Consider the following 21,315-nt stretch of genomic DNA (forward strand, 5'->3'; position numbering starts at 1 on the left):
TCGCGAGGGCGGGGATGCCGCCGGCCCCTTGCGGGCTTCTGGGCAGCCTTGAAGGCTATACCCGGTCCCTCGGCGGCGTCCACCGCTCGGCGACCGCGGGCGCGGATCGCCGGGTCGCCTTCTCCACCACGACCGGCCCTGCCGAGTGCCCGCGCGAGCGGCGCGAGGCGGTCAGCGCACCCGCACCGACAGACAGGTCACGCAGCCCTCGAGCTTCTCGAACTCCGAGATGTCGACCGCCACGACGCGGTAGCCGAGCTCGCGGAGCAGCTCCGCGCTCCGCGGCGCGGACGCCGCCATCAGCAGCGTGTCCGGGCCGAGCACGACCACGTGGGCGCCGCCCTCCTCCGGCATCGGCAGGAAGGAGGGGAAGAGCCGCGGCTCGTCGACGACGGACTCCCAGCCGATCACGGTGCCGTCCGGCAGCGCGGTGACGGCGCTCTTGAGGTGCAGGGCGCGGGTGAGCGGGACCGCGACGACCCTCAGGCCGAGCGGACGGAGCAGGACCCGCAGCTGCGCGACGCCCTCGGCGTTGGTGCGGCCACCGCGGCCGACGTAGACGGTCGAGCCGATGCGGAGGACGTCGCCGCCCTCCAGGGTGCCGGGCGCCTCGATCCGGTGCACGATCAGGTCGAGGGCGCGGGCCGCCTCCTCCGCGCCGTCGACCTCGCCGCGGCGCGACTCGGCGCCCGGGCGGGTGAGGACCGCGTGCCCGTCGACGACGAGCAGCGCGTCCTCGAGGAAGACGGAGTCGGGCAGCTCGGGCGCCGTGGCGACCTGGACGGTCTCCCAGCCGGCCTCCTCGAGCGCATCGACGTACTCCTCCCACTGCTGCAGCGCCTTCACCCGGTCGACGGGGACGCGCTCGAGGTGGGTGAGCTCGCCGGCGTCGAGGTCGTCCGCGGGCTGCCGGATGAGCGCGAGGCGGCGCTCCGGGCGGGCGGCGGTGGCCGAGGACTTCGCGGACCTGGCGTGCGTCAAGGCGACGGCGATGCGGTGGCCGAGGGTCGCGGCGGCGACCACGAAGGCGAGCAGGAAGACGAGGTTGAGCCCGCCGAAGGTCTGCACGATGGAGAACCAGACCTCGCCGGTGATCGGCTCGCCCGTCGCGCTGGCCTGCACGAGGGTGCCGAAGACGGCGCCGACGATCCCCGCGACGAGCCCGGCGATCGCGGCCGTCCAGGCGCGGGCGAGCAGCCCGGCCGCGGCGAGGACGAGCACCACCACGAAGGCGAGCACGCTCGAGAGCAGGAAGTAGGCGTTGACCTGCGGGATCGACGTCGGCGCCAGCTGGTTGCCGATGAAGAAGGCGAGCAGGTTGGCGAGGTGGGCCGCGATCGCCGTGGCCGCCGCGGCGGCGAGCGCCGTCAGCAGGCGCCGCCTCCCGGTCGGAGCGGTGGCGGCGGTCGGGGCGGTGGGCGCGTTCAGCGTCGAGTCGGAGGGCACCCGGAGACCCTACGCGCTCGCACCCCTGCGCCCCCTGCCCAGACCCTTGCAGCCGTCTGAGAGCCGTCGCCCGTCCGCGCCGCGCCCGCTCGGCTCCCCCACCACTCCTCCCAAGTCGCGGTACTCGCACCCCACTACCGCGACTTCCGGCGGATGGAGCACCCGGCCCGCCCTCGCCGGACACCGACTCCGCGGAAGTCGCGGTACTCGCACCCCACTACCGCAACTTCTGCGGAATGAAGCCGCCCGCCCGCCTCGCGCCGCCAGTGCGCAGAAGTCGTCGTACCCGACGCCCCACTACGACAACTTTTGGAGAGCGGAGCGGCTCCTCCGCGCTCGGAAGCCGCCGACTCCGCAGAGTTGCGGTAGTCGCGCCCCGCTACCGCAACTTCTGGAGAGTGGGTGCGCGGCGCCGGGCTCGCTCCCCGAGTCCGCAAAAGTTGTCGTACTCGACGGTCGCCTACGACAACTTCTGGAGAGCGGAGGGACCCGTCCGCGCTCGGAGGCCACCGACTCCGCAGAAGTTGCGGTAGTCGCATGCCACTACCGCAACTTTTGGAGAGTGGCGGCGCGGCGCCGGGCACGCACCCCGAGTCCGCAAATGTTGTCGGACTCGACGCTCGACTACGACAACTTCTGAGGAGTGGAGCGGGCAGACCCCGACTCCCGAAGGGAGAGGCCGCGCGCGGGGATCGCGTGCCAAGCGATTCCCGCGGCGGCCGACGCGACCCGCTCTGCGGAACGCACCACCCCAGGAGGCCGACCGCGCCACGCCGCGCAGGGAGCGGCGTGGAAGAAGGCGCCCACTGAGCGCCTGCGGCGCTCAGTGGAAGAAGGCGCCCACTGAGCGCCTGCGGCGCTCAGTGGAAGAAGTGCCGCTCCCCCGTCGTGTACATGGTGACGCCGGCGCGCTTCGCGGCCTCGATGACCTCGGGGTCGCGGACGGAGCCGCCGGGCTGGACGACGGCTTTGACGCCGGCGGCGAGGAGGACCTCGAGGCCGTCGGCGAAGGGGAAGAACGCGTCGGAGGCGGCGACGGAGCCGGGGGCGCGGTCGCCGGCGCGGGAGACGGCGAGGTGGCAGGAGTCGACGCGGTTGACCTGGCCCATGCCGACGCCGACGGAGGCGCCGCCCTTGGCGAGCAGGATCGCGTTCGACTTGACGGCGCGGCAGGCCTTCCAGGCGAACTCGAGGTCGAGCATCGTGTCCGCGTCGGCGGGCTCGCCGGCGACGAGCTCCCAGCCGGAGCTGACCTCGCCGGGGCCGCCGACGAAGCGGTCCGGCTGCTGCAGCAGGATCCCGCCGGAGATCTGCTTGAACTCGGTCTCGACCGGGGCGTAGAAGTCGGGCAGCTGCAGCAGGCGCAGGTTCTTCTTGGTCTTCAGCACCTCGAGCGCCTCGGGCTCGAAGCCGGGGGCGACGAGGACCTCGGTGAAGATCTCCTTCACCGTCTCGGCCATGGCGAGGGTGACGGTCCGGTTCGCGGCGATGACGCCGCCGAAGGCCGACACCGGGTCGCACTCGTGGGCGCGGCGGTGCGCGGACGCGATCGGGTCGATGGCCTTCGCGCCGGCGATCGCGATGCCGCACGGGTTGGCGTGCTTGATGATCGCTACGGCGGGGAGGACGAAGTCGTAGGCCGCGCGGACGGCCGCGTCGGCGTCGACGAAGTTGTTGTACGACATCTCCTTGCCGTGCAGCTGGCGCGCCTGGGCGATGCCGGTGCCGTCGGGCGAGACGTAGAGCGCGGCCTTCTGGTGCGAGTTCTCGCCGTAGCGGAGCACCTGCTGCCGGGTGCCGCGGATCTCGACCGAGCCGGGGAACTCGGACTCGCCATCCGCCTCCTGCCCGGCGAACCAGGCGGCGACGGCGGAGTCGTACGAGGCGGTGTGCGCGAAGGCGCGCGCGGCGAGAGTGCGCCGAGCGGCGAGGGTCGTGCCGCCGGTGCCGAGCGCGGCGACGACGCCGGCGTAGTCGGCCGGATCGACGACGATCGCCACGTTCGCGTGGTTCTTCGCCGAGGCGCGGACGAGCGCGGGGCCGCCGATGTCGATGTTCTCGACCACGGTCGGCGCGTCGGCGCCGCCGGCGACGGTCTCGCGGAACGGGTAGAGGTTCACGACGACGAGCTCGAACGGCGCGATCTCGAGCTGCTCGAGCTGCTCGCGGTGCGAGGCGAGGCGCACGTCCGCGAGGATGCCCGCGTGCACGCCGGGGTGCAGGGTCTTCACCCGGCCGTCGAGCGACTCGGGGAAGCCGGTCACGGCCGAGACGTCGGTGACGGAGTGGCCTGCGTCGCGGATGGTCGCGGCGGTCGAGCCGGTGGAGACCAGCTCGACCCCGGCGCCGGCCAGCGCCGAGGCGAGCTCGAGCAGTCCGGTCTTGTCGCTGACCGAGATCAGCGCCCGGCGGACGGGGACGACGTCGCGGTCGTCGTAGCTGCTGGGATCGTGTGCGGTGATGCTCATGCGCGGGCGAGCTCCTCGAGATCGACGGTTCCGTGGGCGATGTCGAGCACCGTCTGCACCAGCAGGCGACGCTCGATGGTCTTGATGCGCTCGTGCAGCGCGTGCTCGCTCTCGCCGGGGAGCACGGCGAGGCTCTCCTGGGCGATGACCGGGCCGGTGTCGACGCCGGTGTCGATGACGTGCACCGTCACTCCGGTCTCGGTGGCGCCGGCGGCGAGGGCGTCGCGGACGGCGTGCGCGCCGGGATACAGCGGCAGCAGGGCGGGGTGCGTGTTGATCATCCGCGGGCTGAGCGCGTCGACGACGACGGGCGGGAGGATCCGCATGAAGCCGGCGCAGACGACGAGGTCGGGCTGCCAGCCCTGGATCTGCGCGAGCAGCTCCGCGCCCCAGGCGTCGCGGGAGGCGAAGGCGCCGGGCGTCACGGTGAAGGAGGGGACGTCGTGCGCCTCGGCGTGGCGCAGGCCGTCGGCGTCGGTGTCGCTGCCGACCGCCACGACGCGGGCGGGGAAGCGGTCGTCGCGCGTCGCCTCGAGCAGCGCGCGGAGATTGGAGCCACCGCCGGAGATGAGGACGACCAACTTCAGCACTGCGCAAGTCTAGGGGGACGCCTCCGCGGCGACCACCGGCGGTCGGGCCCGGCGCTCAGCCGCGGCGGAGGCGGCCGGCCGCCAGTCCGAGACCCGCGGCGAGCGCCAGCTCGAGCGCCGCGAGCGCCCCGACGAGCAGCGGGTCGGGCCCGACCTGGACGAGGCGCCCCGGCCCGGCCGCTCCCGCCGAGAACCAGGCGAGCAGCCCGAGCAGCAGACCGCCGACCACGCCGATGCCGCCCGCCGCGGCCGCACCCCAGCGCAGCAGCGACCGGCCGTCGAGCCCGTCGACGACCTCCGCGCGCATCCGCCAGCCGGCGAGGAAGCCCGCCAGGAGAGGCACCAGCAGACCGAGGAAGGCGAAGGCGAGCTCGCCCTGCGGCAGTGCCGCGAGCACGGGGATCGAGGGGATCGGGCCGAGGAGGGTCCCGGCCGGTGCGACGGACGAGCCGGCGCCGAGGGCGAAGCCCGGTCCGATCAGCCAGCTCGCCGCCCAGATCACCAGGTTCGGGAGGATCGCCAGCTGCCCGAGCGTCAGCGCCAGGCCGCCGAGCGCCTCCCCGCCGAGACCCTCGTAGAGCGCGACGACGGCGGCGTAGTCGGCGACCAGTAGCACCGCGACGAGCACGCCGGCGACGCCGATCACACCGGCCGCCGCGAGGGTCCCGCCGCGCAGCGAGGCGAGGACGAGCGGCGCGGCCGGGTCGGGCAGGCGGTGCAGCGTCCGCTCGGCGAACTCGCCGATCGGGTCGCGCTCCCCGCTCCTGGCCGAATGGGTCGCCGCTCCGATCACCACGCCGAGGCCGAAGACGAGCGGCGGGAGCAGCGTGCCCTGCACGACGTCGACCCGTGCGACGTCGGTGGTCGCGCCGAGGGTGACCAGCAGCGCGACGAGGAGGTAGGTGGCGATCGCCGAGCCGATGCCGAGCAGGCGGTAGGGCGACTCCTGCGCGCGGCGGCCCGTGCGGGCGCCGAGCAAGATCGCGAGGAGCGCGAAGGCGAGCGGCGCGATCGTGATCGCGAACGGCTGCCCGCCGTCCGGCAGCCCGAGCGCCAGCGGGGAGTCGGGGGCGAAGGCGGCCTGCAGATCCGCGCCGTGACCGAGCAGCCAGGCGTCCGCGGCGACGCGCCAGAAGACGCTCCAGTCGACCGCCGTGTCGTACTGGACGGCCCAGAGGATCGTCAGCGGCACGAGCGGGATCGCGAGCCCGATCAGCGCCGAGAGCGCGGCGTCGAAGGCGGCGAGGAGTGCGACGGTGATCCGGTTCATGAGCCTGTCGAGCCTATCGGCGGCCCCGCCCGGCACCGCTCAGCGACGCCCCGGACCGGGGCCGGAAGCCCCGCTGACGATGCGGGGTCTCGATACGCCCCTCCGGGGCTACTCGACCAGCATGCACATTGCCGGGCCGTGCTGATCGACGCGCGCCGGACGGCCCGCTCATGCTGATCGAGCAGCCCGCGCAGCGGGCGTCTCGAGATCCACCTGCGTCACCAGAGCAGCCGTCCCCTAGGGTCGAGCCGTGACGACCAGCGCCTCCCGCACCGAGCGCGGACTCGACCGCCTAGTGAATTTCACCGACGCGACGGTCGCCATCGCGATCACGTTCCTCGTGCTCCCCCTCGTCGACGTCGTCGAGGAGGGCGGCGCGACCGACCTCGGAGCGCTGCTCGGCGGCCACTACGGCACGCTCTCGGCGTTCTTCATCACCTTCGCCGTGATCGGGCGGCTGTGGCTGGTGCACCACTCGGTCTTCGAGGGCGTGGCCCGCTACTCCCCCGCGCTGGTCGCGGTGAACTTCGTCTGGCTGGCGGCGATCGTGCTGCTGCCGTTCGCAGCCAATCTGCTGTCGAACGTCTTCACCACCGACCCGAGCGTGTTCGCGCTCTACATCGGCACCATGATCGTCGCGAGCACCGCGACCCTGGCGATGCAGCTGATCCTGCGCCGGGACCCCGCCCTCCTCGTGCCCGGCACGGACCCGCTCCGCTCGCTCTCGCGCTCGCTGATCGTGCTCGCGCTGCTGGCCGCCGCGCTAGTGCTCGCCGTCACCGTCCCGAGCGTCAACATGTTCGCGCTCCTGCTGCTGCTGCTCTCCGGCCCGATCGAGCGCCTGGTGCACCGCGGGCACGCGCCCGAGCGGCACCGGCCCACCCGCACGGAGCGGGGCCTCGACCGCCTGGTCAGCTTCTCCGACGCGACCGTCGCCATCGCGATCACGATCCTGGTGCTCCCGCTGGTCGAGCTCGCCCCCGAGATCGGCCGCGACGGCGGCGGCGTGGGCGAGGTCCTCGGCCGGCACCTCGACTCGGTGCTCGCCTTCGCGCTCTCCTTCACGCTGATCGCGGTGTTCTGGATGCCGCACCACCGGGTCTTCGAGCTGGCCGGCGACTACGACGCGGGGCTGGTCTGGCTCGATCTGCTCTGGCTGGTCGCGATCGCCTTCTTCCCGTTCTCGACCAGCGCCATCGCCCTGCTGCCCGACTCGCGCGCGACGATCGGCCTCTACATCGGCACGATGGTCGTGGTCAGCGGGGCGCTGCTGCTGATCGAGCTGCGGCTGCGGCGCCGGCCGCACCTGCTGCGGGAGGGCGCCGGACCGGTCCGGCTGGCCCCCGCCGTCGTCCCGTTCGCCCTCCTCGTGCTCGCCCTCGCGCTCGCACTGCTCGTGCCCTCGGTCGGGCTCTGGTGGCTGCTGCTGCTGATCGCGCAGCGCCCGCTCTCGCTGCTCCTGCTGCGCCGCAGCTAGGCGGCGGGCGTCCAGCCCAGCCGCGGCGCGATCTCCGCGGCGATCGTCCGCAGGATCCGCCGGTGCGACTCGACCCCGCCGACCGCGGGCAGTGTGATCGTGAGCGAGTCCGCCTCCGCCAGCGCGGGGTCGGCCGAGAGCGACGCGACGATCTCGTCGGCCGTGCCGAGGTGCAGCGGGCTGAAGCGCATCGGCGCCGCGATGATCGAGCGGTCGGCGGTGCGCGGCCGGCCGTCGTCGTCCATCCGCGCGAGGTAGCCCTCGATGAAGGGGCGGTGCGCCTCCTCGTCGGCGGGGCCGGTCAGCGGCAGCACGATGCGCCCCGCCGTCACCCGCGAGGTGCGCCCGGGGTGGGCGGCGGCGAACGTCTCGCGGTAGGCGCGGATCTGCGCGGCCTGCTGCTCCGCGAACGACAGCCCGGTCTCCTCCGTGTTGAGGGTGGAGACCTGGAGGTGCATGCCCTGCTCCCCGGCGCGGACCGCGGAGGCGGTGGTGCCGGCGCCGTACCAGAGCCGGTCGGCCAGACCGGGCGCGTGCGGCTGCTGCACGAGCGGATCGCCGACCGGCACCGACATCAGTGCCGACTCCGCGATGCCGAGCACCGAGCCCGAGAGCGCGTCGCGCAGGCGCTCGATCCGCTCCTGCGCCTCGGCGCGGAACTCCCGCTCGGCCTGCCCGAAGACGCCGTCGAAGACCGAGGCGAGGTGTGCGAAGCCGCTGCTGACGCCGAGGTCGAGCCGGCCGCCGGAGAGCAGGTCCACAGTGGCCGCGTCCTCGGCGAGCCGGACGGGCGACTCGTAGCGCGCGCCGATCACGGCGGTGCCGAGGCGCAGGCGCCGGGTGCGCTGCGAGGCGGCGGCGAAGAAGGTCATCGGCGAGGCGAGGAAGCGCTCGAAGTGCCGCACGCGCACCCAGCCGGTGTCGTAGCCGAGCTCCTCCGCGAGCTCGAACAGCGCGAGGCCGTCCTCGAGGCTGCGCGCCGCGTCGCCCGGCTGCTCGGGGCCCTCCGGGTAGGGGACGAAGGTCAGGAAGTCGAGTCCGAGGCGGCGGGTCACCCCTGCACGCTACCGCCGCCGGGGGCCCGAACGACCGACGGGACCCCCTGCCGAGGCAGAGGATCCCGTCCGATCGCGTCCCGCGGCGCGCGGGACGGTGGTGCGCTACAGCGCCGCGTAGACCTCGCGGAGCAGGTCGGCCGTCTCGGAGGGCGTCTTGCCCACGCGGACTCCGGCGGCCTCGAGGGCCTCCTTCTTCGCCTGCGCGGTGCCCGCGGAGCCGGAGACGATGGCGCCGGCGTGGCCCATGGTCTTGCCCTCGGGAGCCGTGAAGCCCGCGACGTAGCCGACGACCGGCTTGGTGACGTTCGCCTTGATGAAGTCGGCCGCGCGCTCCTCGGCGTCGCCGCCGATCTCGCCGATCATCACGATCGCCTTGGTCTCGGGGTCCGCCTCGAACGCCGCGAGGGCGTCGATGTGCGTGGTGCCGATGATCGGGTCGCCGCCGATGCCGATGGCGGTCGAGAAGCCCAGATCGCGCAGCTCGTACATCATCTGATAGGTCAGCGTGCCCGACTTGGAGACGAGGCCGATCGGGCCCTTGCCGGTGATCGTCGCGGGGGTGATGCCCACGAGCGACTCGCCCGGCGTGATGATGCCGGGGCAGTTCGGGCCGATGATCCGCGTCTTGTTGCCCTTCTCCTGCGCGTAGGCCCAGAACTCGGCCGAGTCCTGCACCGGGATGCCCTCGGTGATGACGACGAGGAGGCCGATCTCGGCGTCGATCGCCTCGATGACGGCGTCCTTCGAGAAGGCGGGCGGGACGAACGCGATCGAGACGTCGGCGCCGGTGGCCTCGATGGCCTCCTTGACGGTGCCGAAGACCGGGAGCTCGACGTCGCCGTGGGTGACGGTCGTGCCGGCCTTGCGGGCGTTGACGCCGCCGACGACGTTCGTGCCGGCCTTGAGCATCAGCGCGGTGTGCTTGGTGCCCTCGCCGCCGGTGATGCCCTGGACGATGACCTTGGAGTCCTTGTTGAGGAAGATCGACATGCTTGTTCTCTGATTCCTTGAGTCGAGGGGGTCGTTACGCGGCGGCGAGTGCGGCGGCCTTGTCGGCGCCCTCGTCCATCGTCGCGGCCAGGGTGATGAGCGGGTTGGCGGCGGCCTCGAGGATCGCGCGGCCCTCCTCCACCTTGTTGCCGTCGAGGCGCACGACGAGCGGCTTGGTCGCCGAGTCGCCGAGGATCTCGAGGGCCTGCAGGATGCCGTTGGCGACCGCGTCGCAGGCGGTGATGCCGCCGAAGACGTTGACGAAGACGCTCTTGACCTGCTCGTCGCCGAGGATCACGTCGAGGCCGTTCGCCATCACCTGGGCAGAGGCTCCGCCGCCGATGTCGAGGAAGTTGGCGGGCTTCACGCCCTTGTGCTTCTCACCGGCGTAGGCGACGACGTCGAGCGTGGACATGACCAGGCCCGCGCCGTTGCCGATGATGCCGACCTCGCCGTCGAGCTTCACGTAGTTGAGGTCGTTCTCCTTGGCCTTGGCCTCGAGCGGGTCGGCCGCGTCCTTGTCCTCCAGCGCGGCGTGCTCGGGGTGGCGGAAGCCGGCGTTCTCGTCGATCGAGACCTTGCCGTCGAGCGCGACGATGTCGCCCTCCTCGGTGAGCACGAGCGGGTTGACCTCGACGAGCGTCGCGTCCTCGCCGGTGTAGACGTCGTAGAGCTTGACGAGCACGGGGGCGACCTTGGCGATCAGCTCCTCCGGGAACTTCGCCGCGCGGGCGATCTCCTCGGCCTTGGCCTGGTCGATGCCCTGGCCGGGGACGACCTCGACGCGCGCGAGAGCCTCGGGGCGCTCGACGGCGAGCTGCTCGATCTCCATGCCGCCCTCGTAGGAGGTGAGCGAGAGGTAGGAGCGGTTCGCCCGGTCGAGCAGGACCGAGAAGTAGAACTCGCGGTCGATGCGGGCGCCACCGGCGACCATGACGCGCTTGACGACGTGGCCCTTGATGTCCAGGCCGAGGATCGACTTCGCCGCCTCGAACGCGTCGTCCGTGGTCTTCGCGACCTTCACGCCGCCCGCCTTGCCGCGGCCGCCGATCTTGACCTGCGCCTTGACGACGGTGACGCCGCCCAGCTTCTCCGCCGCGGCGCGCACCTCCTCCGGCGTGTCGGCGATGATGCCGGGGAGCACGGGCACGCCGTACTTCTCGAACAGATCACGGGCCTGGTATTCGAAGAGATCCACGCTGCATTCCCATTCCGCGCCGAGCGCGCTTGCGTTCCGAGTCCGAGGTCGGCCCACGGCGCCGGCGGTCCGTGCTGTCCGGATCCGCGCTGGTGGTCCGCTGCGCTGTCCGGAGTCTCGGCACGGTTCTGTGTCGGCACTCTTCCTGGGCCGCGCCAACTCTACTCCGGACCCCGCGAGGCGTTCCTGCGCCGCGGGGCGCGCAGCGGCGGACTGTGGAGGGACCACCGGATCGCCGCGTGTGGAGGGACCTGCCCCGCGTACCGTGGAGGGATGCCCCTGCGAGCACCCGCCGACCGCGACGTCTTCCGCGAGGGCGTCTTCCTCGTCGCGGGCGCGCGCGCCATCCTCCTGCAGATCGCGCACCCCGCGGTCGGCGCCGGCGTCGCCGAGCACTCCGACTTCGTCCACCGCGCGCTCGGCCGGCTGTTCGGCACCCTCTCCTACCTCTACGCCCTGCAGTTCGGCAGCCCCGAGGACGTCCGCTCCGTCCAGCGCCGGGTGAACCGCGCGCATGCGCCGGTCCGCGGCCCCGGCTACACCGCGTTCGATCCGGAGCTCCAGCGCTGGGTCGCCGCCACCATCACCCAGTCGATGCTGCAGCTCCACGAGGGCGCCTTCGGCCCGCTCGGCCGCGAGGAGGCGGACGAGATCGTGCACCGCTCCCGCGTCGTCGGCACGGCGCTGCAGATGTCCGAGGAACTCTGGCCCGACTCCCGCGCGGCCTTCGACGCCTACTGGGAGCGGGAGCTCGCCCGGCTCGAGGTCACGCCCGCCGCGCGCCGGGTCGCCCACGACCTGCTCGACGGCGGGATCGCCGCCTGGTGGCTGCGACCGGTCGGCCCCTACCTCCGCCTGATGACGGCGGGCCTCCTGCCGCCCGAGCTCCGCGCGCCGTTCGGCTTCCGCTGGAGCGCACGACAGCAGGCGCGGTTCGACCGGGCGCTCGCCCGCACCTTCGCCGTCTACCGCGTCCTGCCGACCGCGGTGCGCACGGCGCCGAGCCGGTTCTTCCTGGCCCGGGTGCGCGCGGAGTCCGACCGGAGTCTCAGAAGCCGGCCGTGATCGTCCAGCCCGCGTAGGCGGCGAGCTCCAGCCCGAGCGCCTGCGCGGCGGCCCGCGCCTCGTCCTGCCCGCGCTCGTCGCGGACGTCGACGCTGATCGGCACGCTGTCGCCGAAGCCCGCGACCGAGACCCGCGCACTGGTCGGGCCGCTGTAGAGCGGCACGTGCGCATCCGCCGTGCGCGCGCCGACCACCCGCGAGCCGGTCGCCTCCGCGATCACGGCCAGCGCGAACGGCGCCGTCGCGATCGTCTCGGTGTAGAGCGTCGCCTCACCGCGCATGAGCGCCTCCTCCGTCGTCGCCTCGACTGTACGGGCGGCCGTGCTCGGCTGCAGGCCCTTGTCTCCGGCGGGATCCGCTCCCTCGCCGACGACCACCACCAGCCTGCCGCCGCGCTGCCGCAGAGGGAGGGCACGCTGAGCATCCGATGCGCAGCGCTTGAACGGCGCCCCCGGCGGATCTACCGTGAAGCACCCGGCGAACGCGCCGCGGCGGTCAACGACGACTGGAGCCCCGATGAGCATCACCGAACCGCGCACCACCGAGGCACCCGCCGCACCCCCGCCCACGGCCGGGTTCGGCAGCGTCTCGGTCGCGGCGATCCTGGCGGAGGCGGCCCGACGGACGCCGGCGACGATCGCGGTCCGGGTCGGCCCGCAGGCGATCGACTACGGGAGCCTCTGGGAGCAGACCCGCGCCTACGCCGGAGCTCTCCGCGCGCGGGGCATCGGCCCCGGCGACCGGGTCGCCCTGCTGATCCCCAACGTCCCCGACTTCCCGCGCGGCTACTTCGCCGTGCTCGCCCTGGGCGCCGTCGTGGTGCCCGTGCACGCGCTGCTCAAGCACGACGAGATCGCCTACGTGCTGCGCGACTCCGGAGCGACCGCGCTGATCTGCGCGGCTCCGCTGCTGGCCGAGGGCGCCGCCGGAGCGGCCCTGGCCGACGTCCCCGTGCTGAGCGTGCTGGTGCCCGACGGCACCGAGAGCCCCTTCCCCCGCCTCGAGGACCTCGCCGCCGACGCGACGCCGGTCGACACCTACGTGCCGCGCTCGCCGTTCGACACCGCGACGATCCTCTACACCAGCGGCACCACCGGCCGGCCCAAGGGAGCCGAGGGCACGCACTTCGCGATCGTCTCGCAGTCCGACGTGCTCCTGATGAACACCTTCGACCTGCATCAGGGCGACGTCGTGCTGGGCGCGCTGCCGCTCTTCCACACCTTCGGCCAGGTCTGCGCGATGAACACCGCGTTCCGCACCGCCGCGACCGTCGTGCTCGTGCCCAAGTTCGACGGCGACGCCGCGCTCGAGGCGATGATCGCGCACGAGTGCACCGTGTTCGAGGGCGTGCCGACGATGTACGTCGCACTGCTCGACGCCGCGACCCGCCGTGAGGACCGCCCGCCGCTGCGCTACGCGGTCTCCGGCGGAGCAGCCCTGCCCGTCGCGGTGATCGAGCGGTTCCGCGAGGTGTTCGGCGTCGAGATCTACGAGGGATACGGCCTGACCGAGACCTCCCCTGTCGCGACCTTCAACCACGTCGGCGTCCCGCCGCGCGCAGGCACCGTCGGCACGCCGATCTGGGGCGTGGACGTCGAGGTCGCCCGCGCCGAGGTCGCCGACCGGATCGAGCTGCTCCCCCGCGGCGAGCTGGGCGAGATCGTGGTCCGCGGCCACAACCTGATGAAGGGCTACCTCGGCAACCCCGAGGCCTCGGCCGCCGCGGTCGTCGACGGCTGGTTCCGCACCGGCGACCTCGGCACCAAGGACGACGAGGACTACATCCGCATCCTCGACCGGACCAAGGACATGATCATCCGCAACGGCTACAACGTGTACCCGCGCGAGGTCGAGGAGGTCCTGATCGGGCACTCCGCCGTGGCCAACGCCGCTGTCTTCGGCGTCCCCGACGAGAAGCACGGCCAGGAGATCATGGCGGCCGTCGTGCTGCTGCCCTCGGCGACGGCGACCGCGGAGGAGCTGATCGCCTACGCGAACGAGCACCTCGCGGCCTTCAAGTTCCCCCGCCGCATCGAGCTCGTCGACGCTCTCCCCCTCGGCCCGAGCGGCAAGATCCTGAAGCGCGAGCTCGTCGCCCAGTACTCCTGACCCCTGCGTCCCCTCCGCGAGATGCCACTAGTGCACACCTCTCACGGCGTGTCGCGCTCATAAGTGGCATCTCGCGAAGAGGTGAGCTTGGGAGCGCTGTGCAGAGTCTGCCCTGTAAGGGGGACACGGGGAGGGGCGCGCGTGGGGCATGCTGAGGCGTCCCGCCGCGCCACCAGGAAGAAACGACGATGAGCCCCCGCCACCCGCACCTCCCGCCCGATCTGCCGGGTCGCGCCCGCCGGAACGCCCGCTCCGCCGATCCTCGTTCCAGCGTCCGCCGGCGGGCGGCCGCCCTGCCCCACCTCCTCCGGTCCGGGGGCCGGCCGCAGGACAGCGTTCCCGCCGCCCCCGCCTCCCCGGACCGCAGCCCGTCCGGGCGCCGGCCGCTGCGGGCGGGATCGCTGCGGCTCACCCGCCTCCGCCTCACTCCGCTGCAGTGGGTCGTCGGCGGCGTCACCGCCTTCCTCGCCCTCGTCGCCTGGCTGACGGGCGGGCCCTGGTCGGCGCTGATCATGGTCGCTCTCGTCGTGCTGATCACGGCCGCCTACGGCGTGCTCCTGCGCCGGCCGACCTGGCTCGGACTGCCGCGCCGCCGCCGCGCCTCAGCGATGACGGGGGCCGCCGCGATGCTCGTGCTCGTCCTGAGCACGTCGGCGTTCGGAGCCACGTCCGCGCCGGCACCGGCCGACGAGCAGGCGGTGGCGTCCGGGACCGAGAGCCCGGCGTCGTTCGCCGCCGCTCAGACTCGCACGACCACGCCGGCGCCCACCCGCACGCCGACGCCGACCCCGACCCCGACCGTCGTGATCACGACCGAGCAGGTCACCGAGACCGCTCCTATCGCCCGCTCCTCGCGCACCGAGGACGACCCGAGCGCCGCGCAGGGCACGAGCACCGTCGTCGCGGGCGTCGACGGCGTGCTCACGCGCACCTTCGAGGTCGTCAAGCACGACGGCGTCGAGGTCTCCCGCGCCCAGCTCTCGGAGGCGGTCACCACACCCGCGGTCGACGACGTCACCCGCGTCGGCACGCTGGTCCCCGCCCCCGCCCCGGTCGCCGCGGCAGCCGACGCCGGCTGCCACCCCAGCTACGCCGGCGAGTGCGTCCCCATCGCCTCCGACGGCGACTGCGCCGCGGGCTCCGGCAACGGCCCGGTCTACATCCAGGGCCCGGTCACGGTCGTCGGCCCCGACGAGTACGACCTCGACCGCGACGGCGACGGCATCGCCTGCGACGCATAACCCCCTCTCTCCCTCCGCGAGATGACACTTGTGCACGCGACACGCCGTGAAAGGCGTGCACAAGTGGCATCTCGCGGCGGGGGTCAGCTCAGGAGGGACCAGACGAGCGAGGCGAGCACGGCGCCGACCAGGGCGCCCGCGATCACCTGAGCGGGAGTGTGCGCGCCGAGGCGTACGCGCGACCAGCCGGTCCAGAGTGCGATCGGCACGGTGATCAGCAGCGACCACGGGCCGTAGGCGATCAGCACCACCACCGCGCAGGTCGCGACGACCGCGGCGTGCCCCGACAGCTTCCAGCCGAGGTTGACGATCCCGATCACCGTGAGCACCGCCACCGTCACCACCCCGAACGTCGTCACCGCGGCCGGCGCGCCGAGCACGGCGAGCAGCACGAGCCCGACCACGATCGAGACCAGCGCGAGCCCGATCGGCAGGGCCCGCTCGCGGCGGTCCGGCACGTGGTGATCGCCGCGGATCCGCCCCGCGCGCATCAGCAGCCGCACCACGAGGTACGGCAGCACGCCCACGAACAGCGCCGCGAGTGCTCCCCAGGCCACGCCGCGCAGCGGCGGGTCCGCGACCCGCGCGCCCACGATGAGCGGGACGACCATCGCCAGCACCGGCGGCGCGAACGCCTCCGTCGCCACCCGCGCCGCGAGCGGCCCGCGTCCGCTCGTCGCGGTGTCGGCCGCAGGGCCCCTGAAGCGGCTCACGGCTCGTCGACCGGCACGGGGCATCCGGACCGGTTCAGATCTTCTCGATGGGCGCGACCTTGATCAGCAGCTTCTTGGCGCCGACCTGGTCGAAGAGCACGTGCGCGACCCGCTTGCTGCCCTCGCCGGTGACCGCGTTCACGCGGCCCTCGCCGAAGTCGGTGTGCCGGATGCGGTCGCCCGCGATCAGCTCGAGGTCGCCGTTGTCGCGCACCATCCCGGTGATCCGGTTGGGGAACTCGCCCTTCGCCTTCGGCGCCGCGGCGAGCGCCTGGCGGAACTCGGTGTTCGACTTCGAGCGGCCGAACCCGGGCCGCTGCGCGTTCAGCGCCCGCGGCTGGGTGCCGCCGCGAGAGGTCGCCGCCCCCGGCGACTGGCGCCACTCGATCAGCTCGGCCGGGATCTCCTGGAGGAACCGGCTGGGCATCGCGACCGAGGTCTCGCCGTACTGCGCGCGGGTCATCGCGAGCGAGAGGTAGAGCCGCTTGCGCGCGCGGGTGATGCCCACGTAGAACAGCCGCCGCTCCTCCGCCGGGCCGCCCGGCTCGTTCGCCGAGATGCGGTGCGGGAGCAGGTCCTCCTCGATGCCGGTGAGGAACACCGCGTCGTACTCGAGCCCCTTCGCGGTGTGCAGGGTCATCAGCGACACGGTCCCGGAGTCGTCGTCCAGGTCGTCCGCCGCGGCGACCAGCGACACCTCGGTCAGGAAGTCGACCAGGCCGCCGTCGGGGTTGTTCCGCGCGAACTCCTTCGTCACGGCGATCAGCTCGTCGACGTTCTCGGCGCGCGCCTCGTCCTGCGGGTCGCGGCTGGCGCGGAGCATGTCGATGTACCCGCTGCGGGAGAGCAGCGCCGACAGCACCTCGTGCACCTTCGCCTCGCCCTCGGGCCGCCCCGGGTCGAGCATCAGGGCGCACTCGTCGAGCAGCGTCGCGAGGTCGACGATCGCCTTCGTCACCTTCGGCCCCATGCCCAGCGACCCGGCGTTGCGCATCGCCTCGCGGAGGGTCACCGCGTTGGTGTCCGCGAAGGACTGCAGCTGCGCCTCCGTCGCCGGGCCGATGCCGCGCTTGGGCGTGTTCATGATCCGCCGCAGCGCCAGCACGTCGGCCGGGTTCGCGACCGTGATCAGGTACGCGAGCGCGTCCTTGATCTCGGCGCGCTCGTAGAACTTGGTGCCGCCGAGGATCCGGTAGGGCAGCGCCGAGCGGATGAAGATTTCCTCCAGCGCGCGGGTCTGCGCGTTGGTGCGGTAGAACACCGCGATCTCGTCGTAGCCGGTGCCGGCCGCGTGGATCCGGGCGATCTCGTCGACGACGAACTGCGCCTCGTCGTGGCCGGAGTACCCGGTGTAGCCGATGATCTTCTCGCCCTCGCCGCTGGCCGACCAGAGGTTCTTCGCGCGGCGGTCGAAGTTGTTCGAGATGACGGCGTTCGCGGCCGAGAGGATGTTCTGGGTGGAGCGGTAGTTCTGCTCGAGCAGGATCACCCGGCAGCCGGGGAAGTCGCGCTCGAACTCGACGATGTTGCGGATGTCCGCCCCGCGGAACGCGTAGATCGACTGGTCCGAGTCGCCCACGACCGTGAGCGAGGCGCCGGGGATCGAGCCGTCGGCCGTCACCGGGCCGCGGTAGGGCCGGTCGAAGGCGGCCGCCGCGATCGTGGCCGGCGGAACGGCCCGGGTCAGCTCGTGGATCAGCGAGTACTGCGCGTGGTTCGTGTCCTGGTACTCGTCGACCATCACGTGCCGGAAGCGGCGCTGGTACTTCGCCGCGACGTGCGGGAACGCGCGGAAGAGGTAGACCGTCTGCGCGATCAGGTCGTCGAAGTCGAAGGCGTTCGCGCTCTCGAGCGCGCGCGAGTAGGCGCGGAAGACCTGGAGGAACATCTCCTCGTTCGGGTCGCTCATGTTCGCGGTCCGCGCGTAGGAGTCGACGTCGGCGAGCTCGTTCTTGAGCTTCGAGATCTTCGACGAGGCGCTCGCGACCGTGATGCCGAGCGAGTCCGCCTCGAGGTCCTTCACGATCCGCTTGAGCAGCGCCCGCTGGTCGCCCGAGTCGTAGATCGTGAACGACGAGGTCATCCCGAAGTTCTCGGCCTCGCGCCGCAGGATCCGCACGCAGGCGGAGTGGAACGTCGAGATCCACATCCCCTCGGCCGCCTGGCCGACGATCTTCTCGACGCGCTCGCGCATCTCGGCGGCCGCCTTGTTGGTGAAGGTGATCGCGAGGATCTGGCTGGGCCAGGCCTCGCCGCTGCCGAGCAGGCTCGCGATGCGCCGCGTCAGCACGCTGGTCTTGCCGGACCCGGCGCCCGCGACGATGAGCAGCGCGTCGCCGCGGTACTCGACCGCCTCGCGCTGCTGCGGGTTGAGTCCCGCGACGAGGCGCTCGTGCTCGGGGTCGGTGCGCGCGGAGTCGCCGGAGGGCCCGCCGGGCGCGCCGACGATGACCGGGGTGGCGCGGGAATCGCTCGGATCGAAGAGGAGGCTCATGTCCCTCCGAGTGTAGATCGCGCCTCCGACACCCCGCCGCGGGACGCCGCGCGGTCGGGCTCCGATCAGGCGGCGCGCGACCGCCGCGCGGGCGCGGTGAGCGGCCCACCGATGTCGAGCCCGCGCCAGGCCAGCGCGAAGCCGACCACCGCGACGGTGGAGGTCGCCACCGCGAGCACCTGCAGCAGCACGAACGCCGTGAGGTCCTTCGTGTCGTCCGGGTAGTACTGGATGCCCTGCACGGCGAGCGCCCCGAGCGTCAGCACGAGCACGATCGAGCAGACGAGCAGCACCCGCAGCACCGCCCGCCGCGGCGGCTTCCGCGGCGCCCGCCCCACCTGCGCCCGCGTCGACAGCCAGGCGCAGGCCAGGGAGGCGGAGGCGAGACCGACCAGATCGGCGCCCAGCACATCGCTCGCGCGGTGCCAGGAGGCGGCCATCGTCAGATTCCCGACCAGCACCACCACGGCGCCGCCGATCGCCAGCACGACCGTGCGCCCGCGCCCCGGGACGACCATCGCCAGCGCGAAGACCACCGACACCGCCGCCGCGGTGTGCCCGCTCGGGAAGCTGCCGCCGGTGTACCAGGAGTCGGTCTCCACGAGCAGCGGCCGCTCGAGCACCACGTTCTTCAGCAGCTGCGTCAGCCCGGCCGTGACCACGATCGAGCCGACGGAGGCGAGCGCCAGCGCCGGACGCCGGCGGATCAGCGCGATCGCCGCGACCAGCAGCGCACCGCCGATCATCGACACCGGGGTGACGTCGGCGAGCGCACCCGCCGCGGTGCCGGTGGCCCGGCCGAAGACCAGGTCCGCGCCGCGCAGCCCGGAGTTCTCGGCTGCCTGCCCCTGCGGGGTGAGCACGGCGAGCCCGTAGACCACGGCGACCCCGAGCGCGGCGAGCACGGCGAACACGATCCAGCGGCGGGTGATGCGGGCGCGGGTCTTCACGGTCGGGCTCCTCTCGGGATGCGCGGGGCGGGGTCGGTCGGCACCGGCGGGGGCGCCAGGCGGCGGGGTCGTCGGCCCGATGATGCCAGCGGAGGCTCCCGGTCGCCTGCGCACTCGCCGGGCCGCGCGCTCGGGATCAGCCGGCGGACCCCGCCCAGGCGTCGTCCTCGGCGGCGCGCGCCTCGATCGCCAGGTCCGGCTGGTCCGCGAACACGCCGTCGATCCCGGTGCGCAGAATCGCGCGGAACTCGTCCTGCCAGGCGCCGTACGCCTCCGGCTCCTTGCCGATCCGGTGCACCTTCTCCAGGAAGCGGTTCTCGGCGCGCAGCGTCCACGTGTAGACCTGCAGCCCGACCGCGTGCGCGGCGACGACCAGCGAGTTCGTCCCCACGGCCCGCCCGGCGCCGTCCCGCCCGAAGAGCATGCTCTTGTCCACGCTGACGCCGTCGACCGTTCCGGCGAGACCGCGCAGGCCCGCGGGGGTGACGAAGTCGGCGTAGGGCGTCGCCCGGGAGCCGTGGGCGGCGACGAGATCGGGCGGGGTGCCGCGGGACTCGATCAGGTAGACGCGCCGAGTGCCCACCCCGCGGACCGCGAGGCGCTCGAGGACGGTCTTCTCGAAGCTCTCGATCGTCAGCCGCGGATCGGTGCGCGCCCAGCCCGCCGCGGCCAGCTCCTGCTCGAGGAGGACGTCCAGCGGCAGACCCAGCGCATCGAAGTACGTGGCGTGCTTGATCTCGGCGACGAGCCCCGGCGGCGACGGGGGCGACTCCTCCCCCGCCCGGTCGAGCAGGGCGAGGAGATCGCGGAAGCGCAGGATCGGGAACTGCCCGTCGAAGGTGGCGCTCGAGGCGCGGACGGCCGGCAGCCGCTCCCGCGCGCGGAGCGTCGACAGCTCGGCCCAGGTGAAGTCCTCGGTGAACCAGCCCGTGATCTCCTTGCCGTCGACCCGCTTCGTCGTGCGGCGCTGCGCGAACTCGGGGCGACGTTCCACGTCAGTCGTGCCGGAGATCTCGTTCTCGTGCCGGAGCACCAGCACCCCGTCGCGCGAGGCGACGAGGTCCGGCTCGACGGCGTCGGCGCCGAGCGCGATCGCCAGCTCGTAGGCCGACCTGGTGTGCTCCGGGCGGTAGCCGCTGGCCCCGCGGTGGCCGATGACGAGCGGGACGGGACGGGTCGGCATGCGGCGATCCTACGGGCGGCGGCAGGCGACTCCGGGCGGAACCGGGGCTCCCGCGAAGGGAATAGCCAGACTCTGAGAGATGTTCTCAGATACTGTGGACCTACCGCCTGCGGCCCGAGAGGGCAGCCGGTGGATCCCGCAGTCACAGCGACTCAGCTCCGCGAGTCCCGACGGATCCGTCCGTCACCGTCGAGCGCACCTGAGAGAAGAGGAACCATGGCAAGCAACAACCCGGCGTTCGGTCGTCCGGAGTTCAGCAACCGGGGCTACGCCGGCCGCGTGCAGGACGTCCCGGACGTGTCGCCCGGCACGCTCGACCAGATGTACAACCGTCCGGCCGCGGGCTCGGCCGACACCAACCGGATGACCGTCGAGGACACCCTCGCGAAGACGGCACTCGCCTTCGTCGTGCTCCTCGCGGGTGCCGCGGTGGGCTGGTTCGTCCCCTGGCTGATGCTGCCGGCCGTGCTCATCGCGCTGGTCCTCGGCATCGTCAACGCCTTCAAGAAGGTGCCGTCGCCGGCCCTGATCCTCGGCTACGCGGCGACCCAGGGCATCGGAGTCGGCGCGATCTCGCGCTTCTTCGAGAGCGCCTACGAGGGCGCGGTCGTCCAGGCCCTGCTCGCGACCGTCGTCGTGATCGGCGTCACCCTGGCGCTGTTCATGAACGGCAAGATCCGCACCTCGCCGAAGCTGAACAAGATCTTCTTCATCGGGATGATCAGCTACGCGGTCTTCTCGCTGGTCAACCTCGGCCTCGGCCTGTTCGGCGTCGGCGGCGGCTTCGGTCTCCGCACCGGCTTCATCGGCATCGTGATCGGCCTCATCGCCATCGCGCTCGCCACCTACTCCCTCGTGATGGACTTCGAGTTCATCCAGCAGGGCGTCCGCAACGGCGCCCCTCGCATCTACGGCTGGACGGGCGCCTACGGCATCCTCGTCACCGTCGTCTGGATGTACCTCGAGCTGCTGCGCCTGATCTCGATCTTCCGCCAGTAGTCACGTCCCCTCCGGAGCGGTCCGGACCGGCCCGACGGGCGCTCGACCTCACGGTCGGGCGCCCG

Annotated in this window: 17 protein-coding genes; 5 read left to right on the forward strand and 12 right to left on the reverse strand. The window is 72.9% G+C overall.

All coding sequences use genetic code 11. The features are described 5' to 3' along the window. Window positions 1–171 precede the first annotated feature (171 nt). From ddaH to MT353_RS03305, 4 genes are all read right to left on the reverse strand, one after another. Window positions 172–1,446 carry a dimethylargininase gene (gene ddaH / locus MT353_RS21405; protein WP_308197502.1) on the reverse strand — a complete coding sequence of 425 codons (1,275 nt, stop codon included), beginning with the start codon at window positions 1,444–1,446 and terminating at the stop codon, window positions 172–174. 860 nt (window positions 1,447–2,306) lie between these two features. Continuing rightward, complete coding sequence (gene purH, locus MT353_RS03295) at window positions 2,307–3,914, reverse strand: bifunctional phosphoribosylaminoimidazolecarboxamide formyltransferase/IMP cyclohydrolase (RefSeq protein WP_243600591.1); 1,608 nt, start codon at window positions 3,912–3,914, stop codon at window positions 2,307–2,309. Next, window positions 3,911–4,504, reverse strand: a complete 594-nt coding sequence (gene purN, locus MT353_RS03300; RefSeq protein WP_132436007.1) for a phosphoribosylglycinamide formyltransferase — start codon at window positions 4,502–4,504, stop codon at window positions 3,911–3,913. Before purN ends, purH begins: the two co-directional genes overlap by 4 nt. Before the next feature lie 55 nt (window positions 4,505–4,559). After that, entirely contained in the window at window positions 4,560–5,774 is a 1,215-nt protein-coding gene (locus MT353_RS03305; RefSeq protein ID WP_243623598.1) for a DUF6350 family protein, read from the reverse strand. Between the two features lie 250 nt (window positions 5,775–6,024). Between MT353_RS03305 and MT353_RS21850 the strand changes: the two genes are divergently transcribed. Beyond that, window positions 6,025–7,251, forward strand: a complete 1,227-nt coding sequence (locus MT353_RS21850; RefSeq protein WP_243623599.1) for a TMEM175 family protein — start codon at window positions 6,025–6,027, stop codon at window positions 7,249–7,251. On the opposite strand, the gene MT353_RS03315 is transcribed toward MT353_RS21850, so the two are convergent. The 3 genes from MT353_RS03315 to sucC all read right to left on the reverse strand — a co-directional run bounded on the left by MT353_RS03315 (window position 7,248) and on the right by sucC (window position 10,497). Continuing rightward, window positions 7,248–8,306, reverse strand: a complete 1,059-nt coding sequence (locus MT353_RS03315) for an LLM class flavin-dependent oxidoreductase (protein WP_243623600.1) — start codon at window positions 8,304–8,306, stop codon at window positions 7,248–7,250. The two genes, MT353_RS21850 and MT353_RS03315, sit on opposite strands and share 4 nt — an antisense overlap. Window positions 8,307–8,411: 105 nt before the next feature. Next, window positions 8,412–9,299, reverse strand: a complete 888-nt coding sequence (gene sucD / locus MT353_RS03320) for a succinate--CoA ligase subunit alpha (RefSeq protein ID WP_123445113.1) — start codon at window positions 9,297–9,299, stop codon at window positions 8,412–8,414. A gap of 34 nt (window positions 9,300–9,333) precedes the next feature. Next, entirely contained in the window at window positions 9,334–10,497 is a 1,164-nt protein-coding gene (gene sucC / locus MT353_RS03325) for an ADP-forming succinate--CoA ligase subunit beta (RefSeq protein ID WP_243623601.1), read from the reverse strand. Window positions 10,498–10,770: 273 nt separating this feature from the next. On the opposite strand from sucC, the gene MT353_RS03330 reads away from it, so the two are divergent. Further along, window positions 10,771–11,562 carry an oxygenase MpaB family protein gene (locus tag MT353_RS03330; protein ID WP_243623602.1) on the forward strand — a complete coding sequence of 264 codons (792 nt, stop codon included), beginning with the start codon at window positions 10,771–10,773 and terminating at the stop codon, window positions 11,560–11,562. Here MT353_RS03330 and MT353_RS03335 read toward each other — a convergent pair. Continuing rightward, on the reverse strand, window positions 11,546–11,941 hold the full coding sequence (locus MT353_RS03335; RefSeq protein ID WP_243600585.1) for a hypothetical protein: 396 nt from the start codon (window positions 11,939–11,941) through the stop codon (window positions 11,546–11,548). The two genes, MT353_RS03330 and MT353_RS03335, sit on opposite strands and share 17 nt — an antisense overlap. Before the next feature lie 136 nt (window positions 11,942–12,077). On the opposite strand from MT353_RS03335, the gene MT353_RS03340 reads away from it, so the two are divergent. Further along, complete coding sequence (locus MT353_RS03340; protein WP_243600584.1) at window positions 12,078–13,670, forward strand: long-chain fatty acid--CoA ligase; 1,593 nt, start codon at window positions 12,078–12,080, stop codon at window positions 13,668–13,670. Between the two features lie 188 nt (window positions 13,671–13,858). Continuing rightward, on the forward strand, window positions 13,859–14,911 hold the full coding sequence (locus tag MT353_RS03345) for a G5 domain-containing protein (protein ID WP_243623603.1): 1,053 nt from the start codon (window positions 13,859–13,861) through the stop codon (window positions 14,909–14,911). An 83-nt stretch (window positions 14,912–14,994) separates the two neighbouring features. On the opposite strand, the gene MT353_RS21855 is transcribed toward MT353_RS03345, so the two are convergent. From MT353_RS21855 to MT353_RS03365, 4 genes are all read right to left on the reverse strand, one after another. Next, on the reverse strand, window positions 14,995–15,624 hold the full coding sequence (locus tag MT353_RS21855) for a phosphatase PAP2 family protein (protein ID WP_243623604.1): 630 nt from the start codon (window positions 15,622–15,624) through the stop codon (window positions 14,995–14,997). Window positions 15,625–15,658: 34 nt separating this feature from the next. Continuing rightward, complete coding sequence (locus tag MT353_RS03355) at window positions 15,659–18,118, reverse strand: ATP-dependent helicase (RefSeq protein ID WP_123735062.1); 2,460 nt, start codon at window positions 18,116–18,118, stop codon at window positions 15,659–15,661. Between the two features lie 65 nt (window positions 18,119–18,183). Continuing rightward, complete coding sequence (locus MT353_RS03360; RefSeq protein ID WP_243623605.1) at window positions 18,184–19,068, reverse strand: phosphatase PAP2 family protein; 885 nt, start codon at window positions 19,066–19,068, stop codon at window positions 18,184–18,186. Window positions 19,069–19,204: 136 nt separating this feature from the next. After that, the gene (locus tag MT353_RS03365; protein ID WP_243623606.1) at window positions 19,205–20,251 is read right to left on the reverse strand and encodes a glycerophosphodiester phosphodiesterase family protein; all 1,047 of its coding nucleotides are present in this window, start codon (window positions 20,249–20,251) and stop codon (window positions 19,205–19,207) included. 216 nt (window positions 20,252–20,467) lie between these two features. On the opposite strand from MT353_RS03365, the gene MT353_RS03370 reads away from it, so the two are divergent. Beyond that, window positions 20,468–21,250: a Bax inhibitor-1/YccA family protein gene (locus MT353_RS03370; protein ID WP_243623607.1), complete on the forward strand. Its 783-nt coding sequence runs from the start codon at window positions 20,468–20,470 to the stop codon at window positions 21,248–21,250. Window positions 21,251–21,315: the final 65 nt, after the last annotated feature.

Source organism: Rathayibacter sp. VKM Ac-2927 (assembly GCF_022815525.1).
Classification (GTDB): domain Bacteria; phylum Actinomycetota; class Actinomycetes; order Actinomycetales; family Microbacteriaceae; genus Rathayibacter; species Rathayibacter festucae.

Excerpts from the sequence above, each read along its gene's own strand:
- purH (WP_243600591.1), bottom strand. The coding sequence starts at position 3,914 with ATGAGCATCACCGCACACGATCCCAGCAGCTACGACGACCGCGACGTC.
- MT353_RS03305 (WP_243623598.1), bottom strand. The coding sequence starts at position 5,774 with ATGAACCGGATCACCGTCGCACTCCTCGCCGCCTTCGACGCCGCGCTC.
- sucD (WP_123445113.1), bottom strand. The coding sequence starts at position 9,299 with ATGTCGATCTTCCTCAACAAGGACTCCAAGGTCATCGTCCAGGGCATC.
- MT353_RS03330 (WP_243623602.1), top strand. The coding sequence starts at position 10,771 with ATGCCCCTGCGAGCACCCGCCGACCGCGACGTCTTCCGCGAGGGCGTC.
- MT353_RS03340 (WP_243600584.1), top strand. The coding sequence starts at position 12,078 with ATGAGCATCACCGAACCGCGCACCACCGAGGCACCCGCCGCACCCCCG.
- MT353_RS03345 (WP_243623603.1), top strand. The coding sequence starts at position 13,859 with ATGAGCCCCCGCCACCCGCACCTCCCGCCCGATCTGCCGGGTCGCGCC.
- MT353_RS03355 (WP_123735062.1), bottom strand. The coding sequence starts at position 18,118 with ATGAGCCTCCTCTTCGATCCGAGCGATTCCCGCGCCACCCCGGTCATC.
- MT353_RS03365 (WP_243623606.1), bottom strand. The coding sequence starts at position 20,251 with ATGCCGACCCGTCCCGTCCCGCTCGTCATCGGCCACCGCGGGGCCAGC.
- MT353_RS03370 (WP_243623607.1), top strand. The coding sequence starts at position 20,468 with ATGGCAAGCAACAACCCGGCGTTCGGTCGTCCGGAGTTCAGCAACCGG.